The following is a 20,208-nucleotide window of genomic DNA, read 5'->3' as shown; positions in this document are numbered from 1 at the left end:
GAGGCGTTGCGGAACTGGATCAGGCAGGCCGAGGCTGATGCGGGTGAGCGTCACGACCGGCCCACCAGCGAGATGGCCGAGGAGAACCGGCGGCTGCGTAAAGAGGTAGGCGAGCTACGGCGGGCGAACGAGATCCTGAAGGCGGCGAGCGCGTATTTCGCGGCGGAGCTCGACCCGACCCGGCGACGGTCATGAGGTTCATCCACGAACACCGTGACCAGTTCGCGGTCGCGCTCCTGCTACGGGTTCTGAACATCGGCGACTCGACGTACTACGCGTGGGTCAAGCAGGCCGAACAGCCCTGCGACCGCGCCGTGGTCGACCTGGGCCTGATCTCCAATATCCACGAGATCTGGGCCACGTCCGGGCACACCTACGGCGCGGACCGGGTACACCGGCAGCTACGCCGTGACGGCATTCGCGTGGGCCGCAAGCGGGTCGAGCGGTTGATGGCCGACCAGGGCTGGCAGGGCGCGTTCCTCCGTCGCGGCTGGCGCGGCGGCTCCACGAAGCAGGACCCACGGCACACGCCGGCACCGGACCTGGTCAACCGGCAGTTCACCGCTGCCGGGCCGAACCGGCTCTGGGTCGCCGACGCCACCCGCATCGCCTGCGGCCAGGGCGTGTTCTGGCTCGCCGCGGTCCGCGACGTCTTCTCCCGCCGCATCGTCGGGTGGAAGATCTCCGACCGCTGCGACACCGACCTGATCCTCGCCGCCCTCGAATACGGCATCTGGTCCCGCGACGTCCGCGACGGCCAGTTGATCCACCACTCGGACAGGGGCTCGAACTACACGTCGTTCCGCTTCACCGAACGCCTGCAAGACAACGGAATCCTGCCGTCGATGGGCTCCGTCGGCGACTCGTACGACAACGCGCTGATGGAGAACTTCTGGTCCACCTGAAGATCGAACTGGTCTACCGCACGAGCTGGCGGACGCGAGACGAGGCCGAGAACGCGATCTTCGCCTACATCGACGGCTGGTACAACACCCGCCGCATCCAGAAGGAACTCGGCTACCTCAGCCCCGACGAGTACGAAACCGTCTGGCGTATCCGCCAGAGCAACCCAGCCGAGCCACCTATCGCCACCCCTGCGCCCGCCGGCAGCAGGTAACCACCGCTCCAACAAAGCGGGGGGAACTCACCACCAGGAACTGCTCGAACCCGGTACGGGTGGACTCCACCACCAGGTCCACGCCGGGCCGCACTTCCGGATAGGTGGTCTTCGTGCCCTCCACCACCGGCGCGGGCAGCCGACCGGACCGGCCCAGAGACACCGTCCCGCCATCGGTTTCGACCGTCGCCAGATCATGCTCACCCGCGCCAGCGGGCCCGGACAGGCGCAGGCCCGCCGGGTGCGCCTTCGCCGCTACCGACCCGTCAGCCTGCGGCGTCAGCGTGAAGTTCACCGGCTTCCAACCACCGGACTCCTCGTCACGCAGCCGCACCGGACCGAGGTGAATCTCCGCTTCCACCCGTCCGTCCGGGAGCGCCCAGAACTCCGACGTCTCCGACGTCATCCCCGAGATCCGCACCTTCTTACCGGCCAACCGCGCGGTCGTCACCGCCGCCGCCTCATCCGGACGCTCCAACACCTGCGATCCCACAGGCCCGGCTTCAGCCACTGGCTGGGGAGCCGCGGCAGCCAGCGGTGCGACCACCCAGTCCGCCATCGTCGCCGCCAACACCACCGACAACCCGGCAGCCAACGCCCGCCCGCCGCGACCTCGCGACAGACGCGGGATCCGGGACACCGGACTCCAAACAGATCTTCCTCGTTTCACCGATCCTCCTTGATCAATATCCGGATGGCCAGGGCCGGCAAGGCCCCCGAGATCCCGATCGACGACCTGCACACCGACGATCACGACAACACCAACGAAGGGAACCACGAGCAGTGAAGCCGCAGACGATCGACCCGACGGTCCGCCACGACGCGGTGATGTTCTTCGACGTCACCGACGGCAACCCCAACGGCGACCCCGACGGTGGGAACCGTCCCCGAGTCGACGAGGCCACCGGCCATGGTCTGGTCACCGACGTCGCGCTCAAGCGCAAGATCCGCGACACCATCGGTCTGACCGCCGAAACGCTCAACTACCCGACCGACCGGTACCACGTGTTCGTCGAGGCCGGGCACGCACTCAACACCCGCACCGCCGAGTCGTACAAGGCAACCGGGATCGAGCTGAAGTCCCGCAAGATATCTCCCGAGCAGGCCGAGGCCGCCCGGCAGTGGATGACCAACCGATACGTCGACGTACGCCTGTTCGGCGCGGTGCTGTCCACCGGCGAGACGAAGGCCCTCGGCCAGATCCGTGGTCCCCTGCAGTTCGGTATGGCCCGCTCTATCGACCCCGTCCTGCCCGTGTCACACGCCATCACCCGGGTAACCCAGACCCGGCAGGAAGACATCGACAAAGGTGAGAAGACCGAGATGGGTAGCAAGTGGACCGTGCCCTACGGCCTGTACCGGGCGCAGTTCCACTATTCCGCCGCCCTGGCCCGCAAGACGGGCGTCACCGCCGAAGACCTCACCGCCTTCTACAGAACCCTGCAGTTCATGCTCGACCACGACCGCACCGCCACCCGCGGCATCATGACCATGCGTGGCCTGTACGTGTTCAGCCACTCCGACGCCTTCGGCAATGCCCCCGCCCAGCCCCTGCTGGACCGGATTCGCGTCGATCGGGTCACCGGCGTCGGCACGCCCCGTGTCTTCACCGACTACAAGGTCACTACCGATGTCGGTGACCTGCCCGCCGGCGTGACCTTCGACATCCTGCAAGGCTGAGGAGACCCGACGATGACCTGGTGGCCTGACGGGGACCTCAACGCCGGGCGAATCCCACTGTCGGCGCTGGAACACCACGCTTACTGTCCCCGCCAGGCCGCCCTCATCCACATCGACGGCGTGTTCACCGACGACGTGAACACCGTCCGTGGGCACCTGGCCCACGACCGCGTCGACCGCCCCGGCGTCCGCGCCACCGCCGCCCCCGGATACCGGCAGCACTACGCGGTCCCCGTCTGGAGCGAAGCCCTGGGTCTCTACGGACGCTGCGACGTAGTCGAAATCGGCCACGGCACCGCCATCCCCGTCGAACACAAGATCGGCCGCTACCAGCCCGGCGGACCGGCAGACATACAGGCCGCCGCCCAAGCCCTCTGCCTACGCGAGATGCTCGACCTCGACGTCCCCCACGCAGAGGTGTTCACCCACGCCGACCGGCGACGACACCGGGTAGACCTGACCGACGCACTCATCACCACCGTGAGCCAGACCGCCGACGCACTTCGCACGATGCTGCTCGCCCCACAACTGCCACCCCCGGTGGCGGACCGCCGATGCCGACGCTGCTCACTGCTCGACGACTGCCTACCCCGGGCCCTGGCCAACCCCGTCGACCTCTACACGCCCCGACCACCCGGTGACTGGAATGCCTGAACTGATCAAGAACACCCTCTACATCATGACCCCAGGCAGCAGCGTCCACCTCGAAAGCGACGCCGTCCGGGTCTTTCACCCCGACAAGGGCCCGAAACGTCTCCCACTTCTGCGCATCGACCACGTCGTCGCCTTCGGCGGCGTCAACCTCACCGACGACTTCCTGCACCGCTGCGCAGCCGACCAACGTTCCGTGACCTGGCTGTCCGGCAACGGCCGCTTCCGCGCACGCGTCATTGGCCCACAAGGCGGCAACCCGCTCCTGCGAGTCGCCCAACATGACACACTCCGCGACCCCGCCCGCCGCGCCGCAGTCGCCCGCGCCTTCGTCGCCGGCAAACTCCAAAACACCCGACAGGTGCTACTCCGCGCCGCCGCCGACGCCCGAAGCACCCGCCAACAAGCCCTTCGCGCGACCGCATCCGCCATCGCCGACGACCTCACCACACTCCCCGACACCGACAACATCAACGTCATCCTCGGCATCGAAGGCCAAGCCGCTAAACGCTACGTCGCCACCTGGCGCCACCTCCTCGTTGACCACGCCCAAGTCACCGCACCCACCCACCGCATCAGCAGACCACCCACCGACCCCGTCAACGCCGCACTGTCCTTCGGCTACGGCATGCTCCGCGTCGCCGTCCACGGCGCACTCGAACACGTCGGCCTCGACCCCTACATCGGCTACCTACACGGCATCCGACCAGGCAAACCCGCCCTCGCCCTCGACCTCATGGAAGAAATGCGTCACCTCTTGGTAGACCGGTTGGTCTTCACCGCATTCAACCGCCGCCAACTCACACCCCAGCACTTCGACCACCACCCCGGCGGAGCCCACGAACTCAACGACGACGGTCGCCGCGCCTACCGCACTATTTGGAGCGAAACCCGCGCCCGCCCCTGGCCCCACCGCCAACTCGACCGGGACATCCCCGCCGCCGTCCTGCCACTCATCCAAGCCCGACTCCTCGCCCGACACCTGCGCGGCGACACACCCCACTACAGCCCGTGGAGCCCCGCCTGATGGAGTACCTGGTCACCTACGACGTCGACACCACCACCCCCGAAGGCCAACGACGCCTACGACGAGTAGCCAAAATCTGCGAAGGCTACGGCATCAGAGTGCAGAAATCCGTCTTCGAAGTCGCCTGCACCGCCGCCCAACTCCCCACCTTCCGCCAGAAGCTCTCCGATACCATCAGTCACACCACCGACGACATTCGGCTATACCGCCTCACCGCAGGCACACTCCAACAAGTCGAACGACTCGGCGTCGCGCAGCTCGCACCCCACCACGGCGACCACCTACTTTGATGATCTAGGAACCCCAAGCACGACGCTGACAAGCGCGAGGTTCCCTGGCATAAATGACCACGGAACGGACATTTTTCTGCTACTTCTTGAAGCCAACAAGAGCCGCGATGCCGTTCCCGCAGCTCGGAAAGCCCAGCGCCGACGGTCCGCCGTCGGCGAGGATCTCAACGACGACATGTACACCGGCTTGTCGAGGGCCAGCAGGACCCAGCGCCGACGGTCCGCCGTCGGCGAGGATCTCAACGAGGTCGACCTGGGCGAGCAGGTCGAGCTGCTTGTCGTCCAGCGCCGACGGTCCGCCGTCGGCGAGGATCTCAACACGACGGTCGATGACTGCTGGTACTCCCCGAGCGGCTCCAGCGCCGACGGTCCGCCGTCGGCGAGGATCTCAACATCCAAGATGGACCGGGATATCGCCCGACTACGTCGTCCAGCGCCGACGGTCCGCCGTCGGCGAGGATCTCAACGTCACTCGGCATGCCAACGGCATCAATCCGGAGAGCTCCAGCGCCGACGGTCCGCCGTCGGCGAGGATCTCAACTTTCAGTTCGTCCCGGTGTCCTACTGGGAGCCGACCGCCAGCGCCGACGGTCCGCCGTCGGCGAGGATCTCAACGTGTCAGTGGACGGAGCCGGGCGACTCGACGTACGCCAGCGCCGACGGTCCGCCGTCGGCGAGGATCTCAACGTGCTACGGCCCGCAGCGGTCATCCCCAGCGCGGTTACCAGCGCCGACGGTCCGCCGTCGGCGAGGATCTCAACCTTGACCCACGTTTCGAGGTTGTCGATGGCGAATCCGGCCAGCGCCGACGGTCCGCCGTCGGCGAGGATCTCAACCACCGGCTCCCGCACGCGGATGCCGATACCCCGCTCGCCAGCGCCGACGGTCCGCCGTCGGCGAGGATCTCAACGACCAGCTCGGCGACGTCGTCTACAACCTGTCCACGGCCAGCGCCGACGGTCCGCCGTCGGCGAGGATCTCAACGAGCTGCACGGCACCAGCGAGGAACTGTGGGCTCGGCCAGCGCCGACGGTCCGCCGTCGGCGAGGATCTCAACACGACGTCTGGGGCGGCGGGCGGCGTGGGGTCGAGCGGGCCAGCGCCGACGGTCCGCCGTCGGCGAGGATCTCAACACGGCGTCGGCGTGACACTCGGGTAGGGCAAGAGGTACCCAGCGCCGACGGTCCGCCGTCGGCGAGGATCTCAACTTCGCGGCCCGGGCCAGCCCCACCAGCCCCAGCAGCGCCAGCGCCGACGGTCCGCCGTCGGCGAGGATCTCAACGAACAGACCGGGCTACGGCCCGTGTCGGCACCGTCAGAGCCAGCGCCGACGGCCCGCCGTCGGCGAGGATCTCAACTCCAGGACCAGGCCCTGACGCCGCGCCGCCCGCCGTAGCCAGCGCCGACGGTCCGCCGTCGGCGAGGATCTCAACTGGAGGACCGGCCGCCGACATGGGCCGAGGCCGCGTCCAGCGCCGACGGTCCGCCGTCGGCGAGGATCTCAACAGGTCGTCCTCGTCGATGTCCACCGCCAGGGGGTGCCCCAGCGCCGACGGTCCGCCGTCGGCGAGGATCTCAACCCGCTCGCCCAGGCGCGGACCGTCTCCGCGCCAGCCAGCGCCGACGGTCCGCCGTCGGCGAGGATCTCAACTTCAGCAACGAGGTCGCCTGGCGGTCGGCGGACATCCCCAGCGCCGACGGTCCGCCGTCGGCGAGGATCTCAACTGGGTCGACCCGGAAACCCGGGTGAAGTGCCGGGCCCCCAGCGCCGACGGTCCGCCGTCGGCGAGGATCTCAACATCCGCGCCGCCGTCACCGCCTCCCTGGCCATCAACCAGCGCCGACGGTCCGCCGTCGGCGAGGATCTCAACGTCGAGCCAGGCCACGCCGAGGTCGACGCGGGCCCGGCCAGCGCCGACGGTCCGCCGTCGGCGAGGATCTCAACTGCGCCCAGGTGAGCGCAAACTGGCCAGCGGTCGCCCCCAGCGCCGACGGTCCGCCGTCGGCGAGGATCTCAACGCCGTGTCCGCCGGGGTGGGTCGGCACTCCCACCCGACCAGCGCCGACGGTCCGCCGTCGGCGAGGATCTCAACTGCCCGCTGCGCTGGAGGCCGTTGTACCGCATGACCAGCGCCGACGGTCCGCCGTCGGCGAGGATCTCAACGTCCGGTGCCGCAAGTCGGTCTCGACCGACGTGATGCCCAGCGCCGACGGTCCGCCGTCGGCGAGGATCTCAACGCCATGCCGTCACGCAGCCTGCATCGACAGATGTGGCCAGCGCCGACGGTCCGCCGTCGGCGAGGATCTCAACGCTCGGATCGGGTCGACCGGTGGTGGTGCGGGCAGCGCCCAGCGCCGACGGTCCGCCGTCGGCGAGGATCTCAACCCGCCGCGCTGCTCCTGCCGTGGCAGGTTCTGCGCATCCAGCGCCGACGGTCCGCCGTCGGCGAGGATCTCAACGGTTTCGGGGTGCCGCTCACGTCGATGCGAACGACCAGCGCCGACGGTCCGCCGTCGGCGAGGATCTCAACTGCGTCGGCAACGCCGCCGACATGGCCAAGACCGCCCAGCGCCGACGGTCCGCCGTCGGCGAGGATCTCAACGAAGAAGCAGACCGGCACGGACGTGGTCTACAACACCCAGCGCCGACGGTCCGCCGTCGGCGAGGATCTCAACATGGTGGCGAGGTGCCGGGCCTGGTCGGCGAGGTCGGCCAGCGCCGACGGTCCGCCGTCGGCGAGGATCTCAACGTGTTCTCCGCCTCGACGGTCTCGCCGGTCGCCAGCGCCTCCAGTGCCGACGGTCCGCCGTCGGCGAGGATCTCAACTGTACTGCACCGTCGGCGAGCGGCCCGGTCTACCCAGCGTCGGCGGTCCACCGTCGGAGAGGATTCGGCTCCGGCGTCAACGGGAGGCCGATCCCCATCCCGTTCGAGAGCCGTCGGCAAGGACCTCAGCAGCGGTCTCGGTCAGGTCGAAGTCCTTCGCGACCTGATCCACCGTCCGGTTCCTGCGTCGACGCACCTCGACGATCTTGGCCTTGAACTCTGGCGTGAACGCCATACGAGGCCTGCGCGGCTTCTTGCCCATCCTCGTACGATGAACATCCTCCCGAGGGCTGACAGGCCCCTGATCCGGGATGTCCGTCAAGCCCGGCTCAGGCCCCCGCAGCCCACGCGAGATGGCCCTCTGGTGGGGGTCTCCCTGCCCGATAGTCGGGTGGCTGAGCTTGCGATCTGGATTGCTGAACACGGAGAGGCGCTGGTCTTCGCCTCCAGCGCCTCTCCTGAGCCGGGACATCGTGAGATCTCACCGCCGTCTCACGGACGGCCTGGGAATGCCTGGTACCAGTTGGCATGCTCCGGCCGATTGACTGGCCTGACCTGTACGTACAGGCACGAGGTAGCACTGGCCGGCAGCTTCCGGTGGCCTGGCTATTTCACTGGGGGTCAAGGGGTCGTCGGTTCGAATCCGGCCGTCCCGACAGCGAGAGGGTTTCCGCAGGTCAGTGATTTGCGGAAACCCTCTTTTCATTGCTCGACATGGATGTCCGGTTTAGTGCGCCGCTGTGGGGCTCCCTTGACTCGGGCAGGTGTCGAATGCCGCTCCTCGATCTTTCCAAGCTCACCGTCGGGCTGTCACGGACGTGGGCCGGGTTTCTCCGCGACTGGGACCGGTCGCTGCGCGCCGGGAACTATCCGGAGACGACCCGCTGCAACTATCTGCTCGCTGCGGCCCAGCTTGGTCGCTATCTGAAGGAGCACTCGCCGGATCCGGATGCCGAGGATGCGGCCGAGGACCCGGGCGCGCTGACGCGAGGGCATGTCGAGGCGTTCCAGGGTTGGATGATCGAGACCAGGTCGGCGTGGACGGCGTTGAACAAGCACAAGGGACTGCAGCAGTGCTTCAACTGGCTGCTCCTCGACGAGGAGGCCATCGACCGCTCGCCCATAAACCGGGTGTGGCAGCCGAATACGCGCCGCAAGCTGATCCCGGTGATGCGGGATGAGGACACCGGCAAGCCTGTCGCCGCGTGCAAGGGGAAGGGGTTCGCGAATCTGCGTGACGAGGCGTTGATCCGGTTGTACTGCAACACCGGCGCACGGCTGTCCGAGGTCGGCAAACTCTTGATCGCTGATGTGGATCTGAACACCGAGTCGGTGCGGTTTCACGGCAAGGGCGCGAAGGACCGGCGGGTACGGTTCGGACCCAAGACCGCCCGTGCGCTGTCGCGGTATCTGCGGGTCCTGGACAAGCACAAGGGTGCCCGCTGCCGCATCTGTGGCTGGCCGAGCGCGGCGCGGCACCGTTGGCTCCGAACGGCATCAAGGGGGGTGACAGCACCCCCGGCCTGCGACGGTGGTGGTGAAGCGTCGAGAGAATCCGACCCGCGAACGCTGAAATCTGACACTCGATGACCTTCCTGTCAGAGTGACAGTAAGTCTATGGTCGGTCCATGACGGACGATCACTGGGTGCCACCGGCCGTTCTACTCGCGGTCGACCTCGTCATCCTCACCTTGCGGGAGTCCCGCCTGCAGGTGCTGTTGATTGAGCGCGGGATTGAGCCCCACCAGGGCGCCTTGGCCCTGCCCGGCGGCTTTCTCAGCCACGAGAAGGAAGATCTCGTGACGGCCGCCCATCGCGAGCTTGCCGAGGAGGCGGGCTTGGGGCCGGACCAGCTACACCTCGAACAGCTTGGTGTCTACGGTGCGCCAGATCGTGACCCTCGAGGGCGGGTCGTCTCTGCGGCCTACCTGGCCATCGCCCCTCGGCTCCCCGAACCGGTTGCCGGCACCGACGCGTCCCGTGCCTGCTGGACCCCGGTGGCGCAGGCGCTGTCCGGTGACACCCAGCTCGCTTTCGATCATGAGCAGATCCTGACCGATGGGATCGATCGGGCGCGGGAGAAGTTGGAGCGGTCGGCCCTCGCCACCGCCTTCTGCGGTCCGACCTTCACCATCGCGGAGCTTCAGGACGTCTACGAAGCGGTCTGGGGCGTGCCGCTCGATGCGCGGAACTTCTACCGGAAGGTGCAGAGCGTTGACGGCTTTATCGTGCCCGCCGGCCCGAGTCGCAAGACCGAAGGTGGGCGCCCCGCTCGGCTGTTTCGCCCCGGGCCCTGCACGACTCTTCACCCTCCGATGACCCGACCCCATGGCTAGGCAGACAGGGAGACAGCGTGAGCACGAACAGCGGTCTCGTCGTGATCCTCACGGCGATGAATCTCGAGTACGCGGCGGTCCGCGACCAACTGACCGACCTATCAGTACGCCGACACCCGGCCGGCACCCGTTTCGAGGTCGGGCGGATTGGCCAGAGCAACTGCCGGGTCGCCCTGGGGCTGGTCGGCAAAGGTAATCATCCCGCCGCGGTGCTCGCGGAGCGGGCGATGGCCGAGTTCTCCCCGGCAGCAGTGCTGTTCGTGGGAGTCGCCGGTGGCCTGTGGTCCAACATCCGGCTCGGCGACGTCGTCGTCGCCAGCAAAATCTACGCCTACCACGGCGGCACCAGCGAAGACGACGGCCTGAAGGCCCGACCAAAAGCGTGGGAGATCCCCCATGAGGCCGACCAGATCGCCCACCAAGTCGAGCGGTCCACCGCGTGGTGTCGTGGTCTTCCGGCGGATGCAGCACCCCGTGTCCATTTCGGGCCGATCGCCGCCGGTGAGGTCGTGCAGGACTCCGGGATCTCCGAACAAGCCCGCTGGATCCGCCAGCACTACAACGATGCCGTGGCGATCGAGATGGAAGCGGCCGGAGTGGCCCAGGCGGGCCATCTCAACCGCGCCCTGCCCGTGGTGGTCGTTCGCGGTATCAGCGACCACGCCGACGGTAGCAAGGCAGCCACCGACGGACAGAACTGGCAGCCGAAGGCCGCGCGTCACGCCGCCGCGTTCGCCACCGCTCTGGCACAGGAACTGATCATCGACGGGCCGGCCAGCCGAGGCGGCGCGGACCGAGACGGGAGCCTCACGATGCCCATGAGCAACCACAACACCGCCTCTGGGAACGCACAGGTCGGAATGCAGGCCGGGCAGATCTACGGCAACGTCAGCATCGGTGGTCGCGTTGAGCAACCGATCGACCTGGCGGCGAGCATCGCAAGCCTGCGAACCCACCTCAAGCAGGCCCACCTCGACGGGCAGTTGGACGAGGACACCTACGCCGCCGCCGAGTCGGAACTGGAAGCGGCAACGAAATGTGTCCCGGCGAGCACACCTGAGACGAAGAGCGGTCTGATGGTCGCGCTCAAGCGGTTGCGGGGGCTGGTAGCTGACGTGTCTGAGCTTGCGGCGCGGCTTGCCGCGATCATCGCCGTCGTGCGGGGCATGTGATGCCGACGCCCACTACGACCAACATCGCCCAAGGAGATGCGCACGTTGACGTTCAGGCCGGCGTGGTTCACGGTGACATCAACTTCTACCGGCTGCCGCCAGACCCAAGCCCGCAGGAGCAGTTCGCCTTCGCGCTGAAGTATCTCGACGCACGGGTTCGTGATCAGGCACGCGGACTCATCGAGAAGACGGTCGCTGGCGGGTACGTGACCCTTGAGGTCCAGTTCTACCGGCTTATCGCCCTCCTGAGCGGGCGTACCCTGCGTCAACTCGCCCCCGAGGAACTGGATCGCCTGACAGCAATCTGCACCGGCCTTCCCCACCTCGACGAGCATGACGAGTGGGCAGTGGGGTTGAAGGTGATTATCCGCCTCCTGGCACCCATCAATGCCGCCGAGACGGATCTGGTGGTCAAGGAGATCGATTCCCTGAGCCAGCGTCAACGCGACGAGATCTACGGCCACCTCGAGGCGCTGCTCGAGGGTGCGATGCAGGAAGAGATGTGGCAGAAGGCCGTCGCACTGGCGTATTCGCAGCGTACCGAGGGCGACCGATTCAATCGGATCTGGAAGTTCTTCCATCCGACACCCGCGCAGCCTCGGACCCTGCCAGTGCAGCCGCCTGCTGTCGCGCGGCGAGACTGGCTCCGCGCTGGTGCTGGCGCTGGGCTGTTCATTCTCGCTGCGGTGCAGTTGATTCTGCTAATGGCGGCGCGCGGGACGCTCGGCCCGCTTCTCGGTCTGCTCGTCGGCCTGGTCGGGCTGGCCTTCCTCTGCGTCGGTGGGGCGGACCGGCACTATCGCGGGATTCGGCTGCGCGCCAAAGAGGCGCAGGTCCGTCCACCTCAGCAGCGGCGACGAGAAGCACCGCGAGCAGGCTTCGCCCGGGCGGTGGACCGGCTCTTCGACCGCTACTTCAGCCGGTACGTGCCCCAAGGAACCGACCGGACCTACTGGCTCGATCAGACATCGGGAATCCGGCGGCATCTCCGCGACGAGGTGGTGCAGCTCTACCGGGAACAGCGTATCGACGCCGGCCGCATCGCCTGGCTCGTCCGGTACCTCGTGGGCGACGTCCGACAGCAATGGGAACAGGACACGCTGACGGCGTACCGTCAACAGTTGCGCACCCCTCCCACCACCAAGCTCTTCCATCTTGGTGGCCTGGCTCTGCTCGCCGTGGGAAGCCTCTGGGCCGTCCCCGCCGCGATGGCCGGAAGCCCAGTAGCCGGCGCGGGTTGGTTCCTGCTCGCCGTGGTGTCTGCGGTGCCGGCGGTCCGCTCGTCGTTCCGGATCGTCGCCGAGCGACGCAGAGTCGTCGACGACCAGGTGGAAAGGGACAGCAAGGACGCGGCCCGCTGGGCAGCATACCACCGGTGGTGCCACAAGTTGTCCGACAAGCCCACCGACACGGAGATGGCCGCCTGGCTGGAATGTGACCGTAAAGTCCTGGTGGACCATGCCATGCGCCAGTACCGCCTTCGCCCCAGTCACGTGATCGCGCACGCCTTCATCGAGGCGCCAGCGCCCTCATGCAAGAAGGCCCGGTACCCACAGGGGCCGTGGCGGTACTCCCGGTATCGTCTGCTGCTGTTTCTGCTCACCGACGACGGTGTCCGGCAGGCCAACATCGAACTCGACTTCGACACTGGCACAAGCTCCGCCACCCAACGACTCAACTACCGGTTCGACGCCGTCGCCGCCGTCCGGATCGACGGGATCGCGACTCGACAGCAAACCTTCGAGCTGACGCTGTTCAACGGTGAACCCATCTCCATCCGCGTGAGTGAACCTGACGACGAGACACTCCAAGTCGACGAGAGCGCCAGCAGGATCGCCGCACTGTCGCTGGACGCCGCCGGACTGAGTCACACCCTGCATGTCCTCGAAGGCGTTGCCGCCGAAGGCAAGGAGTGGGTCAAACACCGCCGCCGCCGTGCCGACGAGAGACTTGCCGAACTCACGGATCTCCTACGCAGGCTGCGTGACTAACAACTCCTAACTCTTTGAGCGTTGAAGTCGGCGCCAGCAGATGATGGCGCAGGGGAGGGTGAGGAAGGCTTCGTGGATGTCGTCGCGGATCTCCAAGCGGATCCGGAGGCGGCGGAACCAGTGCAGCAGGGCGATGGTCTGCTCCACGACCCAGCGTCGGGTGCCGAGTCCAGAACAGTGCGGGACACCGCGTCGGGCGATGACGGGTGTGATGCCGCGTGTGCGTAGCTCGCGCCGGTACTTGTCGAAGTCATAGCCGCGATCTGCATAGATCCGGTCGGGCCGTTGCCGTGGCCGGCCGCGGATGCCCTTGATCCGTGGGACTAATGTCGGCCCCAATGAATTCGGGCGAAACCTTGAGGCAAACGGGTGGACCAGTACCGACAAGGGCCCTAACATCATGTACGAGAAGGATGGAGCAAGGCATTTCCTTCGCGGGAAGAATGGCAGTTGCGGAGGGTGAACGGCGGACTTCTAAGCGGAATCTGCAAAGGTCGATCTCAGGATTAGGTTGGGCGACGACTGATGGTAGAGGCGAGTTCGATCGTGGCTGATCGCAAAGGGTATGTAGACGTTCGCGCCCATGTTTCGACAGTCCTTGGGGATCTGCGCGAGGATGTTGCGCAGGATATGCACCCGACATCTCTGCCAGGCAGCGCCGAGGAACACGGCGGCGATGGCCTGCTTGAGGCCGGTGTGGGCGTCGGAGATGACCAACTGCACCCCGCCCAGGCCGCGAGCTTTCAGGCTGCGCAGGAAGGACGTCCAGAAGGCGCCGTCCTCGCTGTCACCGACGGCGAGACCGAGGACTTCCCGCCACCCGTCGGCGCGGACGCCGGTGGCCACGACGATGGCCTGGGACACCACCCTGCGGTCGACGCGGGCCTTGCAGTACGTCGCGTCGAGGAACACGTACGGGAACGCCGCCGTGGCCAGGGACCGGTCCCTGAACGCCGAGACTTCCTCGTCCAGGTCGGCGCAGATGCGCGACCCCTCGGACTTGGCGATCCCGCTGTCGGCACCCCACGCCTTCACCAGGTCGTCGACCTTGCGAATGGACACGCCGTGCAGGTAGGCCTCCATCACCACCGCGAACAACGCCTGATCTACCCGCCGACGTCGTTCCAGGAGGCTGGTGAAGAACGCCCCGGTGCGTAGCTTCGGGATCCGTAGCTCCAGGTTCCCAGCGGTCGTGGTCAAAGTGCGGGACCGGTGTCCGTTACGTTGCGCCAACCGGGCCTGGGTGCGCTCGTGTGGGGCCGCGCCGATCACGATGGTCAAATCGAATTCGATCAACGCCTGGTAGATCGTCTCGGCGGCCTGCCGGACACGATCGTTCACGTCGGCGGCCTTGAGCGCGTCCAGCACATCCAACAAGGCAGACTGGTCCGGGGTCATCCGTACTCCGGTCTCTGCGTGTTCTTGGTCGTTCACACTGAACTCACGCGATGACCCGCCTCTATCCCGGCGGCACGCCGTAGCAGGTCAGCTCTTACACCACTCTCCGGGACGTGACCGTTCCGGCAGCGCCGTACGCACGTCAAGGTGAGCTTGACGCGGTAGGGCGTGGCGGCTCGCTCACCGGGGCGGATCGACGTTAGTGAGCTCGACGTCCAGCAGATCGGCTGCTTCCTCGACGGTGGCCACGAACTCTCCCGGTGGGATCCTGGCGACGAAGACCTTGCCCAGGTCCTCCGGAAAGGGATGATCTTCCCGCCAGAACGCGAAAACGATCACTAGATCTTCGTCCAGGCAGCCGTATATGGAGACGTTGTCGACGGTCTCCCCCCACCGCATGAACCAGAACTGCTCCCGGAACTCCGTCTCGTCTGCGTGGAGCAGCCGGAAGATCTCCTCCGGTGCGCGGCCCGGGAAGGGGCAGGGCTTGACGTCGCGTCGGCGTACCTGCGCTGCGCTCGATTGCATCACGCGGATGAAGAACGGGAGGAAGGCCCAGTTGTCCTCGGTGGTCAGCCTCTTGCCAGCCGCCCACAGGTCGACGACGCGGAGTTGGTGCGGCTCGACCTCGCCGACCTCCACGGCGAAGGTGGCCCGGTCACCGAAGCGTCGTGTCATCAACCCACGGGCGCAGGCATATGAAAGGCCCCGCCTGGCTGGGTAGGTTGCCATCCCTCGGCCAGTGCCTTCCGGACTATCGCCACGACCGCCGACGGAAGAACGGGGACCGCCGGCCCGCCAAACCAGTTGCTTGGATGGAACTGAGGCATGCTGACCAACAACACCCTGCCCTTGCAGTCGACCTGTTCGACGGCGACAGCGAGTGGGTCCTCACATAGCGCTTGGGCATAGGTTGGTCTGCCGCGCACTCGCCACCTGTAGGTGATCCCGTCAACCGTGATGAGTCGAGAGCCCTTCTTGACCAACGCCATGACGGACCTCCTCGACGTCAGTTGCCGTGCCCGTAGCGTGCCCGATGTAGCGGTCAGTATGGGGCAGGGAGGGACGCCCGACCGGCGAGGCGGACACGCTGCGTGGCGTATGGCCACAGAATGTCGCTACGCGGCGTGTAGATCAACCCGATTCCCAAGTTGACAGTTGGCCTGAGCGCCTGGACAACCGTGTCGTGCGGGTGGGATGCTCTGGATCATGGCTGACAGCAGAAAGGTCCATGGGGCGTAAGCGTCCGGGCGCTATGCGCGTCCTTGGCGGAGCGCCTGAGCAGGAGTTCGCCGACCGCATCCGGCTACCGGACATGCCGCCCAGGGTGGCCACGGAGCTTCGTCGTCGCAGGTTGGATCGGTCATTCGCCTCCGCATATCGATCGTTGCGATCGTTCGTCTACAAACCCGGCGTGTACAGCTCGGACAATCCGTACCATGGCTGCCCCTGTTGTGGGCCTAACGATCCGCGCGACCGACTGGAGTGGGTCTTTGAGACGATGCCTGCATGGTCTCGCGGTGCGCTATTCCGGGTCATAGCTCCCTTGGACCGTCAGTATCGAGCGATCACCTGGCCGGACCCGACCGCACCGCCGACCTGGCCGTGGCGGTGGCGACGTGTTCGCTGAAGAACGGCGCTTCAGATGGGTGACCAACTTGGTGACGACGGGCACGAGCAAGGCCGGATGTCCAGGAACTCTGGTGGACTGTTCGGGCAGTTCAGCCCTGCTACTCGCGCAGCTCATCGACGGCTGATCGTTCCTTCACACCGAAGCGGTCTTCAGAGAGAATCCCGGAGTGGGCTGGGAAGAGTCCTTGTGGCACAGCCATCGGCCTCCGATTCGCGGACGGCTGGCTGACCTGCACAACGCTATGGACGAGAACGGACTCGCGTTCGGCCAACTCGAGCCGCGGTACCGCCGGCACCGCGAGAGATGAGTCCTCCGATCTGCGGCGGAAGCGCAACCTCATGTGGTGCGGGGGTGAGGCCAGGGCAGAGTGCGCGGCACGATTGTTCGCGAGTGAAAGGTGTTCTACTCTCGGCGGCGTCTGAACTTAGGGCGTCGAGCCATACGCTCTCCGGCATCGAGCGTTAACGTCGTCTGGCCGTTGCGCGCCCGCGCGGGGAGGAGATCGTCATGCAAGACCCTTCGGAGTCGATGGAGAGCGCCGTGCCTGAGGAGAACGGTCAACGCAAAACCGTCGACTCGCCTGTTGCGGACAAACCGGTACCCGACTTGGACATCGACTCGACGACGGCATCGACGGTCCTAGCGGAGGTGCTCCCAGGAGTTGCTGTCGTCTTCGGTGATGTCCCGGCGGTGCTCAAGCTCGATCTGATTGATTTCGGGCTTGTGCCGGCCGCCGACCGCACGCAGATCTCCACCTTTCTCGCCTCGATCGGCAACACGGCGACCGTGGCCGGCAACCTCGGCAACGCATTCGCCAGCGCGCAGGGGCTCTACAGGCTCAGCAGTACGACGCAGGCTCTGCTGAAAGCAGGCGGAACGCTCGCGGTCAAGGACGGCGCGAACCTCGGCGCGGTATTCGCCAACGGCAAGATAGTCGGTCAGGCCCGCCTCATCCCACTGGCCGCGGTAGGTACGGCGCAGCTTGCGGCCACGATCGGGCCGGCGCTGGCTATGATCGCCCTTCAGATGCAGCTCAGTGAGGTCACCGGCCTCACCCGAACCAACATCGCGCTGACAAGCCAGGTGCTTACGACCATCCGCCACGGGCAGTGGGCCGAACTGACGTCGCTCGTCGCCAGCATCGATCGTGCGGTCGACCAGGCGCGAGAGATCGGATCGGTCCCCACCTCCTTGTGGAACAGCGTCGCGGGCACTGAACCCGCTCTGCGTAAGCAGCGTGACCTGTACCGGCTGAACGTCAGCGATCACATCCGGCAGATCCGTCACAACACACAGGGCCGCCGTGCCTATCTTGAGACGAACGCCGAGGCGATCCTCTTCGACGCACACGCCCTGCTGTCCTCCCTCAAGGCATGGACCGGATATCAGGCGCTCCACGCCGCGCGGGCGAGAGCCACTGGAGCCGAAGACGCCGACGAGGCACGCCTCGTCGACGTCATCGCGCGCGACACCTGCACGGCACTCGACTCCGCTCTCCCCGAGGCGACCAGCCTTGTCGACGCGCTGACCCGGGAACTACGCATCATCGTCGAGCTTCCCGGACGCGGCACACTGCCACTGTCGGGCAAGCGGAAGGACTCTACCGCGGTCCGCCAGTCCTCCGCTGGTCTGCTGGAGGCGATTCAGCCGCTTGCCGATGCTCTCCGTCCGTCGGCCCCTCCGCTGGACGCGCCGGACGCCGTCTGCGCACCCGAATCGCTAGATCTCGGACCGTACCTCCGCATTCTGCGATGGTTCCTCGATGACGGTGAGACCCTCCGCGTCCTCGGCTTCCCCGATCAGCCCCATGCCTCCGACCCCCTCTCTTCGATCCTCAACGGGGCGATGGGAAAGCTGGCAGCAGCGAGGGACAAGGCGCCGGCGAAGACACTTGTCGCCGTCACCGATCGCCGCATCATCACGGCCAGGACGAACACATTCCTCGAGCAGGGCGAGATCCATCAGGAAATCCCGATCGACCGGGTGCGATACGTCCGAGCAGCGACCAGCCAGGACCGAGGCTCCCGCTCGGCGATCGACCTCATCACGCGCGACGAGAACATCCAATGGCGCTTCCAGGTCGACATCGACAACACTCAGGTGGACACGCTTGCCGCCGTGCTCGCCGAGTCGATGACTATCCCGGACGTCGAACGCGAAGTGCTTCAACGGCGGAGTCACGCTGCCATCGGGGCGGGCTGTAAGGGCGAGATCGCCGACACGACGTCTACGGAGCCGACTGGATCCGAGGAGACGACCGGCATCGCCGAGTAGGCCTCAAGCCCAACTGGCAAGGGGCCGCCCCGTCCGCACGTACCGGGCCTGGTCAGGTGCGGTGGTGAGCGTGGATGCCTGGCGCGGGCACGATGAACGGAGCGGGTGAGCAGCATTCCTGTATGGTCGATGTTCATCCGCTTCATTCGGTGGTATTGGTGTGCGGCCGACCGGCGCAGACATCGGCGCTGCCTCGCGGATCAGGTCGGCACCTGGCTGCAGGAAGCCCCGAATGCTCGCTCATCGGCTCAGATTAGTGCGACGCTTGGCAGTTAAAACTTAAGCCCATGACGGCGTCCGTGACAGCGGTGTCGCCAGAGTCGTCGTAAACCGGTGCAGGATGTCGTCCACCGCCGGCCGTCGCGGACTCGTTCCTGCCGCAGCATCGGTTTGGGCCGGCACCAGGATTACTCGAACTCATCCATGACGGTCGTTCGAACGGTGCGCGGCGACGAGCCGGATCTCGGGCTCCTCAATCGGGTCGTCGCGCGGCCCGGTCAGCCAGCTGGGGGCCTCGTCGGTGAGCGGTGCGTGTGTTGCGGCCAGGAGCCGCACCGACGGTTCGCAATCGAGGAGGTGGATGGGCAGGATCGCGGTGGTGCGCTCCTCGTCGAGCAGCATCAGGCTGCGCAGGTGACTGGCGCGCTCAGCGGTGTGCGAGGACGCGACCATCAGCCACCGCAGCCGCCGGACGAGTTGCTCCCTTGCGCCGGCGTGCTCCGTGCGCGCCGTACGCCGTGGCCTGTGGGGCCCGGTTCCCGCATCGACTGACCGGGGTGGTCGCCGCAGGCTTCACCGGCCCATATCGGGAACTGGCACGGTGCGTGGCTGGAAGCGGTTTCACGCGTGGGCCTTGCGGACCGTTCCGGGGCTCGGGCGCCGCTACGTGACCCGCGCCGCCGCATGGTACGCCGAGGATCCGCTCAAGCGGCACCGGCAACTGCTTGCCGCGGGCCGGGACCCCTGGATGCGGCCCTACGAGGAGTCCAACCGCGAAGGTGCCCGCCAGGGCGCGGCCGGGCTGGCCGCCGACTGGCTCGCCACCGACATCCGCCCCTGGGGGTTCGGCCTGCGCGACGTGCCCTGCCGCGTCCTCATCTGGGCCGGTCGACACGACCCCGGTCGAGCCGTTCCCGACGCACCGCTGATCGCCGCACGGATGCCCAACGGCACGGTGCGCGTCAGCGAGGACGCAGCCCACACGCCGTCGCCAGCCCACTGGCAAGCGATGCCGAGGTGGGTACCGAGCGGTGAGAACCGGCGCTCCCCAGATGGCTGCGGAACCGGCGCCGATTGACGCAACTCCGCTCCTCGGCACGCCCAGATGTCCGCCCCGGGCGCTCACCTTCGTCGCCGGTATCGGGCCGGCTCTGACCTTTGTTCGCGCCCGGTCATGAGCGACCGCGCGCGGACCGCCGCATGTCGCAGTCCGGGGAAAGGCCACCTTGCCGCTCGCCCCGGCTCAGGCCCACGGCGGGAGGAGTTGCCGGAGTAGCCCTCCAGAAGGATCGGGTCCAGGTACCGGACCGGGACGCGATCGTGCATGTTGATTTTGCTGGTGTGGTCGCAGGAAACGCCGGCGACCAGGAGCCAGACGTCGAGGAGTGTGTCGTTGGCATTGACGCGGAACTTCCCGTCGCCGGTGCCGGCGAGGCCGGAGTGGCCGTGGACGCAGCCGAAGGCGAGCGGGTGCAGGCGCGTGCGCCGAACGGTCCAGGGCAGCACGATACGAGGACGCGTAGACATGATCTCTCTGAAGACCTGACGGAAGGCATGGGAAACGAGCCGACGGCGACGTCGGCGACCGATGCG

Annotated in this window: 18 protein-coding genes, 2 pseudogenes and 1 CRISPR repeat array; of the genes and pseudogenes, 13 read left to right on the top strand and 7 right to left on the bottom strand. The window is 66.9% G+C overall.

The genetic code is table 11. From position 1 onward, the window contains the following. The 3 genes from ACIQG9_RS19575 to ACIQG9_RS19565 all read left to right on the top strand — a co-directional run. Window positions 1–195 (top strand): transposase (locus ACIQG9_RS19575; protein ID WP_400404226.1); only part of this gene is annotated, 195 nt, incomplete at its 5' end. Further along, window positions 192–905, top strand: a complete 714-nt coding sequence (locus ACIQG9_RS19570) for an IS3 family transposase (RefSeq protein ID WP_400404224.1) — start codon at window positions 192–194, stop codon at window positions 903–905. The genes ACIQG9_RS19575 and ACIQG9_RS19570, both read left to right, overlap by 4 nt. Next, the gene (locus ACIQG9_RS19565) at window positions 893–1,117 is read left to right on the top strand and encodes an IS3 family transposase (protein ID WP_400404232.1); all 225 of its coding nucleotides are present in this window, start codon (window positions 893–895) and stop codon (window positions 1,115–1,117) included. Before ACIQG9_RS19570 ends, ACIQG9_RS19565 begins: the two co-directional genes overlap by 13 nt. Here ACIQG9_RS19565 and ACIQG9_RS19560 read toward each other — a convergent pair. Next, window positions 1,083–1,871 (bottom strand): hypothetical protein, encoded by a 789-nt coding sequence (locus ACIQG9_RS19560; protein WP_400404222.1) that lies wholly within the window; start codon window positions 1,869–1,871, stop codon window positions 1,083–1,085. The genes ACIQG9_RS19565 and ACIQG9_RS19560 overlap by 35 nt on opposite strands. A 29-nt stretch (window positions 1,872–1,900) precedes the next feature. On the opposite strand from ACIQG9_RS19560, the gene cas7c reads away from it, so the two are divergent. The 4 genes from cas7c to cas2 are packed head-to-tail and all read left to right on the top strand — an operon-like array spanning window position 1,901 to window position 4,765. Next, entirely contained in the window at window positions 1,901–2,797 is an 897-nt protein-coding gene (gene cas7c, locus ACIQG9_RS19555) for a type I-C CRISPR-associated protein Cas7/Csd2 (protein ID WP_400404220.1), read from the top strand. 12 nt (window positions 2,798–2,809) lie between these two features. Then, window positions 2,810–3,451, top strand: coding sequence for a CRISPR-associated protein Cas4 (gene cas4, locus ACIQG9_RS19550; RefSeq protein ID WP_400404218.1), 642 nt, complete (start codon window positions 2,810–2,812; stop codon window positions 3,449–3,451). After that, a complete protein-coding gene (gene cas1c, locus ACIQG9_RS19545) occupies window positions 3,444–4,475 on the top strand; it encodes a type I-C CRISPR-associated endonuclease Cas1c (RefSeq protein ID WP_400404216.1) in 1,032 nt (343 codons plus the stop codon). The genes cas4 and cas1c overlap by 8 nt, the downstream gene beginning before the upstream one ends. Continuing rightward, window positions 4,475–4,765, top strand: a complete 291-nt coding sequence (gene cas2, locus ACIQG9_RS19540; protein WP_400404214.1) for a CRISPR-associated endonuclease Cas2 — start codon at window positions 4,475–4,477, stop codon at window positions 4,763–4,765. The genes cas1c and cas2 overlap by 1 nt, the downstream gene beginning before the upstream one ends. A gap of 132 nt (window positions 4,766–4,897) precedes the next feature. Beyond that, window positions 4,898–7,662: a CRISPR direct-repeat array (repeat unit 37 nt; unit sequence CCAGCGCCGACGGTCCGCCGTCGGCGAGGATCTCAAC). A 6-nt stretch (window positions 7,663–7,668) separates the two neighbouring features. Here the strand turns inward: cas2 and ACIQG9_RS19535 are convergent. Next, a complete protein-coding gene (locus ACIQG9_RS19535) occupies window positions 7,669–7,854 on the bottom strand; it encodes a hypothetical protein (RefSeq protein WP_400404212.1) in 186 nt (61 codons plus the stop codon). A gap of 509 nt (window positions 7,855–8,363) precedes the next feature. Here ACIQG9_RS19535 and ACIQG9_RS19530 point away from each other — a divergent pair. Genes ACIQG9_RS19530 through ACIQG9_RS19515 form a run of 4 tightly spaced genes read left to right on the top strand, consistent with a single transcriptional unit; the run spans window position 8,364 to window position 13,091 of the window. Beyond that, window positions 8,364–9,182, top strand: a complete 819-nt coding sequence (locus ACIQG9_RS19530; protein WP_400404210.1) for a tyrosine-type recombinase/integrase — start codon at window positions 8,364–8,366, stop codon at window positions 9,180–9,182. Window positions 9,183–9,220: 38 nt separating this feature from the next. After that, entirely contained in the window at window positions 9,221–9,928 is a 708-nt protein-coding gene (locus ACIQG9_RS19525; RefSeq protein ID WP_400404208.1) for an NUDIX domain-containing protein, read from the top strand. A 17-nt stretch (window positions 9,929–9,945) separates the two neighbouring features. After that, complete coding sequence (locus ACIQG9_RS19520; protein WP_400404206.1) at window positions 9,946–11,100, top strand: purine phosphorylase; 1,155 nt, start codon at window positions 9,946–9,948, stop codon at window positions 11,098–11,100. Further along, window positions 11,100–13,091: a hypothetical protein gene (locus tag ACIQG9_RS19515; protein WP_400404204.1), complete on the top strand. Its 1,992-nt coding sequence runs from the start codon at window positions 11,100–11,102 to the stop codon at window positions 13,089–13,091. Before ACIQG9_RS19520 ends, ACIQG9_RS19515 begins: the two co-directional genes overlap by 1 nt. A gap of 6 nt (window positions 13,092–13,097) precedes the next feature. Here the strand turns inward: ACIQG9_RS19515 and ACIQG9_RS19510 are convergent. The 3 genes and pseudogenes from ACIQG9_RS19510 to ACIQG9_RS19500 form a co-directional block, all read right to left on the bottom strand. Then, window positions 13,098–13,415 (bottom strand): annotated as a pseudogene (locus tag ACIQG9_RS19510) (transposase); the annotation flags it as partial. 252 nt (window positions 13,416–13,667) lie between these two features. Next, window positions 13,668–14,489, bottom strand: a pseudogene (locus tag ACIQG9_RS19505) (IS256 family transposase); the annotation flags it as partial. 180 nt (window positions 14,490–14,669) lie between these two features. Then, window positions 14,670–15,167, bottom strand: a complete 498-nt coding sequence (locus tag ACIQG9_RS19500; RefSeq protein WP_400404202.1) for a hypothetical protein — start codon at window positions 15,165–15,167, stop codon at window positions 14,670–14,672. A gap of 1,495 nt (window positions 15,168–16,662) precedes the next feature. On the opposite strand from ACIQG9_RS19500, the gene ACIQG9_RS19495 reads away from it, so the two are divergent. Further along, window positions 16,663–18,396: a hypothetical protein gene (locus ACIQG9_RS19495; RefSeq protein ID WP_400404201.1), complete on the top strand. Its 1,734-nt coding sequence runs from the start codon at window positions 16,663–16,665 to the stop codon at window positions 18,394–18,396. Window positions 18,397–18,813: 417 nt separating this feature from the next. On the opposite strand, the gene ACIQG9_RS19490 is transcribed toward ACIQG9_RS19495, so the two are convergent. Next, window positions 18,814–19,068 (bottom strand): hypothetical protein, encoded by a 255-nt coding sequence (locus ACIQG9_RS19490; RefSeq protein WP_400404199.1) that lies wholly within the window; start codon window positions 19,066–19,068, stop codon window positions 18,814–18,816. Between the two features lie 148 nt (window positions 19,069–19,216). On the opposite strand from ACIQG9_RS19490, the gene ACIQG9_RS19485 reads away from it, so the two are divergent. Continuing rightward, on the top strand, window positions 19,217–19,693 hold the full coding sequence (locus ACIQG9_RS19485; protein WP_400404197.1) for an alpha/beta fold hydrolase: 477 nt from the start codon (window positions 19,217–19,219) through the stop codon (window positions 19,691–19,693). 44 nt (window positions 19,694–19,737) lie between these two features. Here the strand turns inward: ACIQG9_RS19485 and ACIQG9_RS19480 are convergent, their stop codons facing one another. After that, window positions 19,738–20,142, bottom strand: a complete 405-nt coding sequence (locus ACIQG9_RS19480) for a DUF1062 domain-containing protein (RefSeq protein ID WP_400404195.1) — start codon at window positions 20,140–20,142, stop codon at window positions 19,738–19,740. Between the last annotated feature and the right edge of the window lie 66 nt (window positions 20,143–20,208).

This window comes from Micromonospora sp. NPDC092111 (genome assembly GCF_044755745.1).
Classification (GTDB): Bacteria; Actinomycetota; Actinomycetes; order Mycobacteriales; family Micromonosporaceae; genus Micromonospora.
This window is presented reverse-complemented; position numbering and strand designations above follow the sequence as displayed.

Coding starts and splice junctions, on each gene's coding strand:
- cas4 (WP_400404218.1), top strand. CDS start 2,810: ATGACCTGGTGGCCTGACGGGGACCTCAACGCCGGGCGAATCCCACTG.
- ACIQG9_RS19535 (WP_400404212.1), bottom strand. CDS start 7,854: ATGGGCAAGAAGCCGCGCAGGCCTCGTATGGCGTTCACGCCAGAGTTC.
- cas1c (WP_400404216.1), top strand. CDS start 3,444: ATGCCTGAACTGATCAAGAACACCCTCTACATCATGACCCCAGGCAGC.
- ACIQG9_RS19500 (WP_400404202.1), bottom strand. CDS start 15,167: ATGACACGACGCTTCGGTGACCGGGCCACCTTCGCCGTGGAGGTCGGC.
- cas2 (WP_400404214.1), top strand. CDS start 4,475: ATGGAGTACCTGGTCACCTACGACGTCGACACCACCACCCCCGAAGGC.
- ACIQG9_RS19490 (WP_400404199.1), bottom strand. CDS start 19,068: ATGGTCGCGTCCTCGCACACCGCTGAGCGCGCCAGTCACCTGCGCAGC.
- ACIQG9_RS19530 (WP_400404210.1), top strand. CDS start 8,364: ATGCCGCTCCTCGATCTTTCCAAGCTCACCGTCGGGCTGTCACGGACG.
- ACIQG9_RS19480 (WP_400404195.1), bottom strand. CDS start 20,142: ATGTCTACGCGTCCTCGTATCGTGCTGCCCTGGACCGTTCGGCGCACG.
- ACIQG9_RS19525 (WP_400404208.1), top strand. CDS start 9,221: ATGACGGACGATCACTGGGTGCCACCGGCCGTTCTACTCGCGGTCGAC.
- ACIQG9_RS19515 (WP_400404204.1), top strand. CDS start 11,100: ATGCCGACGCCCACTACGACCAACATCGCCCAAGGAGATGCGCACGTT.
- ACIQG9_RS19570 (WP_400404224.1), top strand. CDS start 192: ATGAGGTTCATCCACGAACACCGTGACCAGTTCGCGGTCGCGCTCCTG.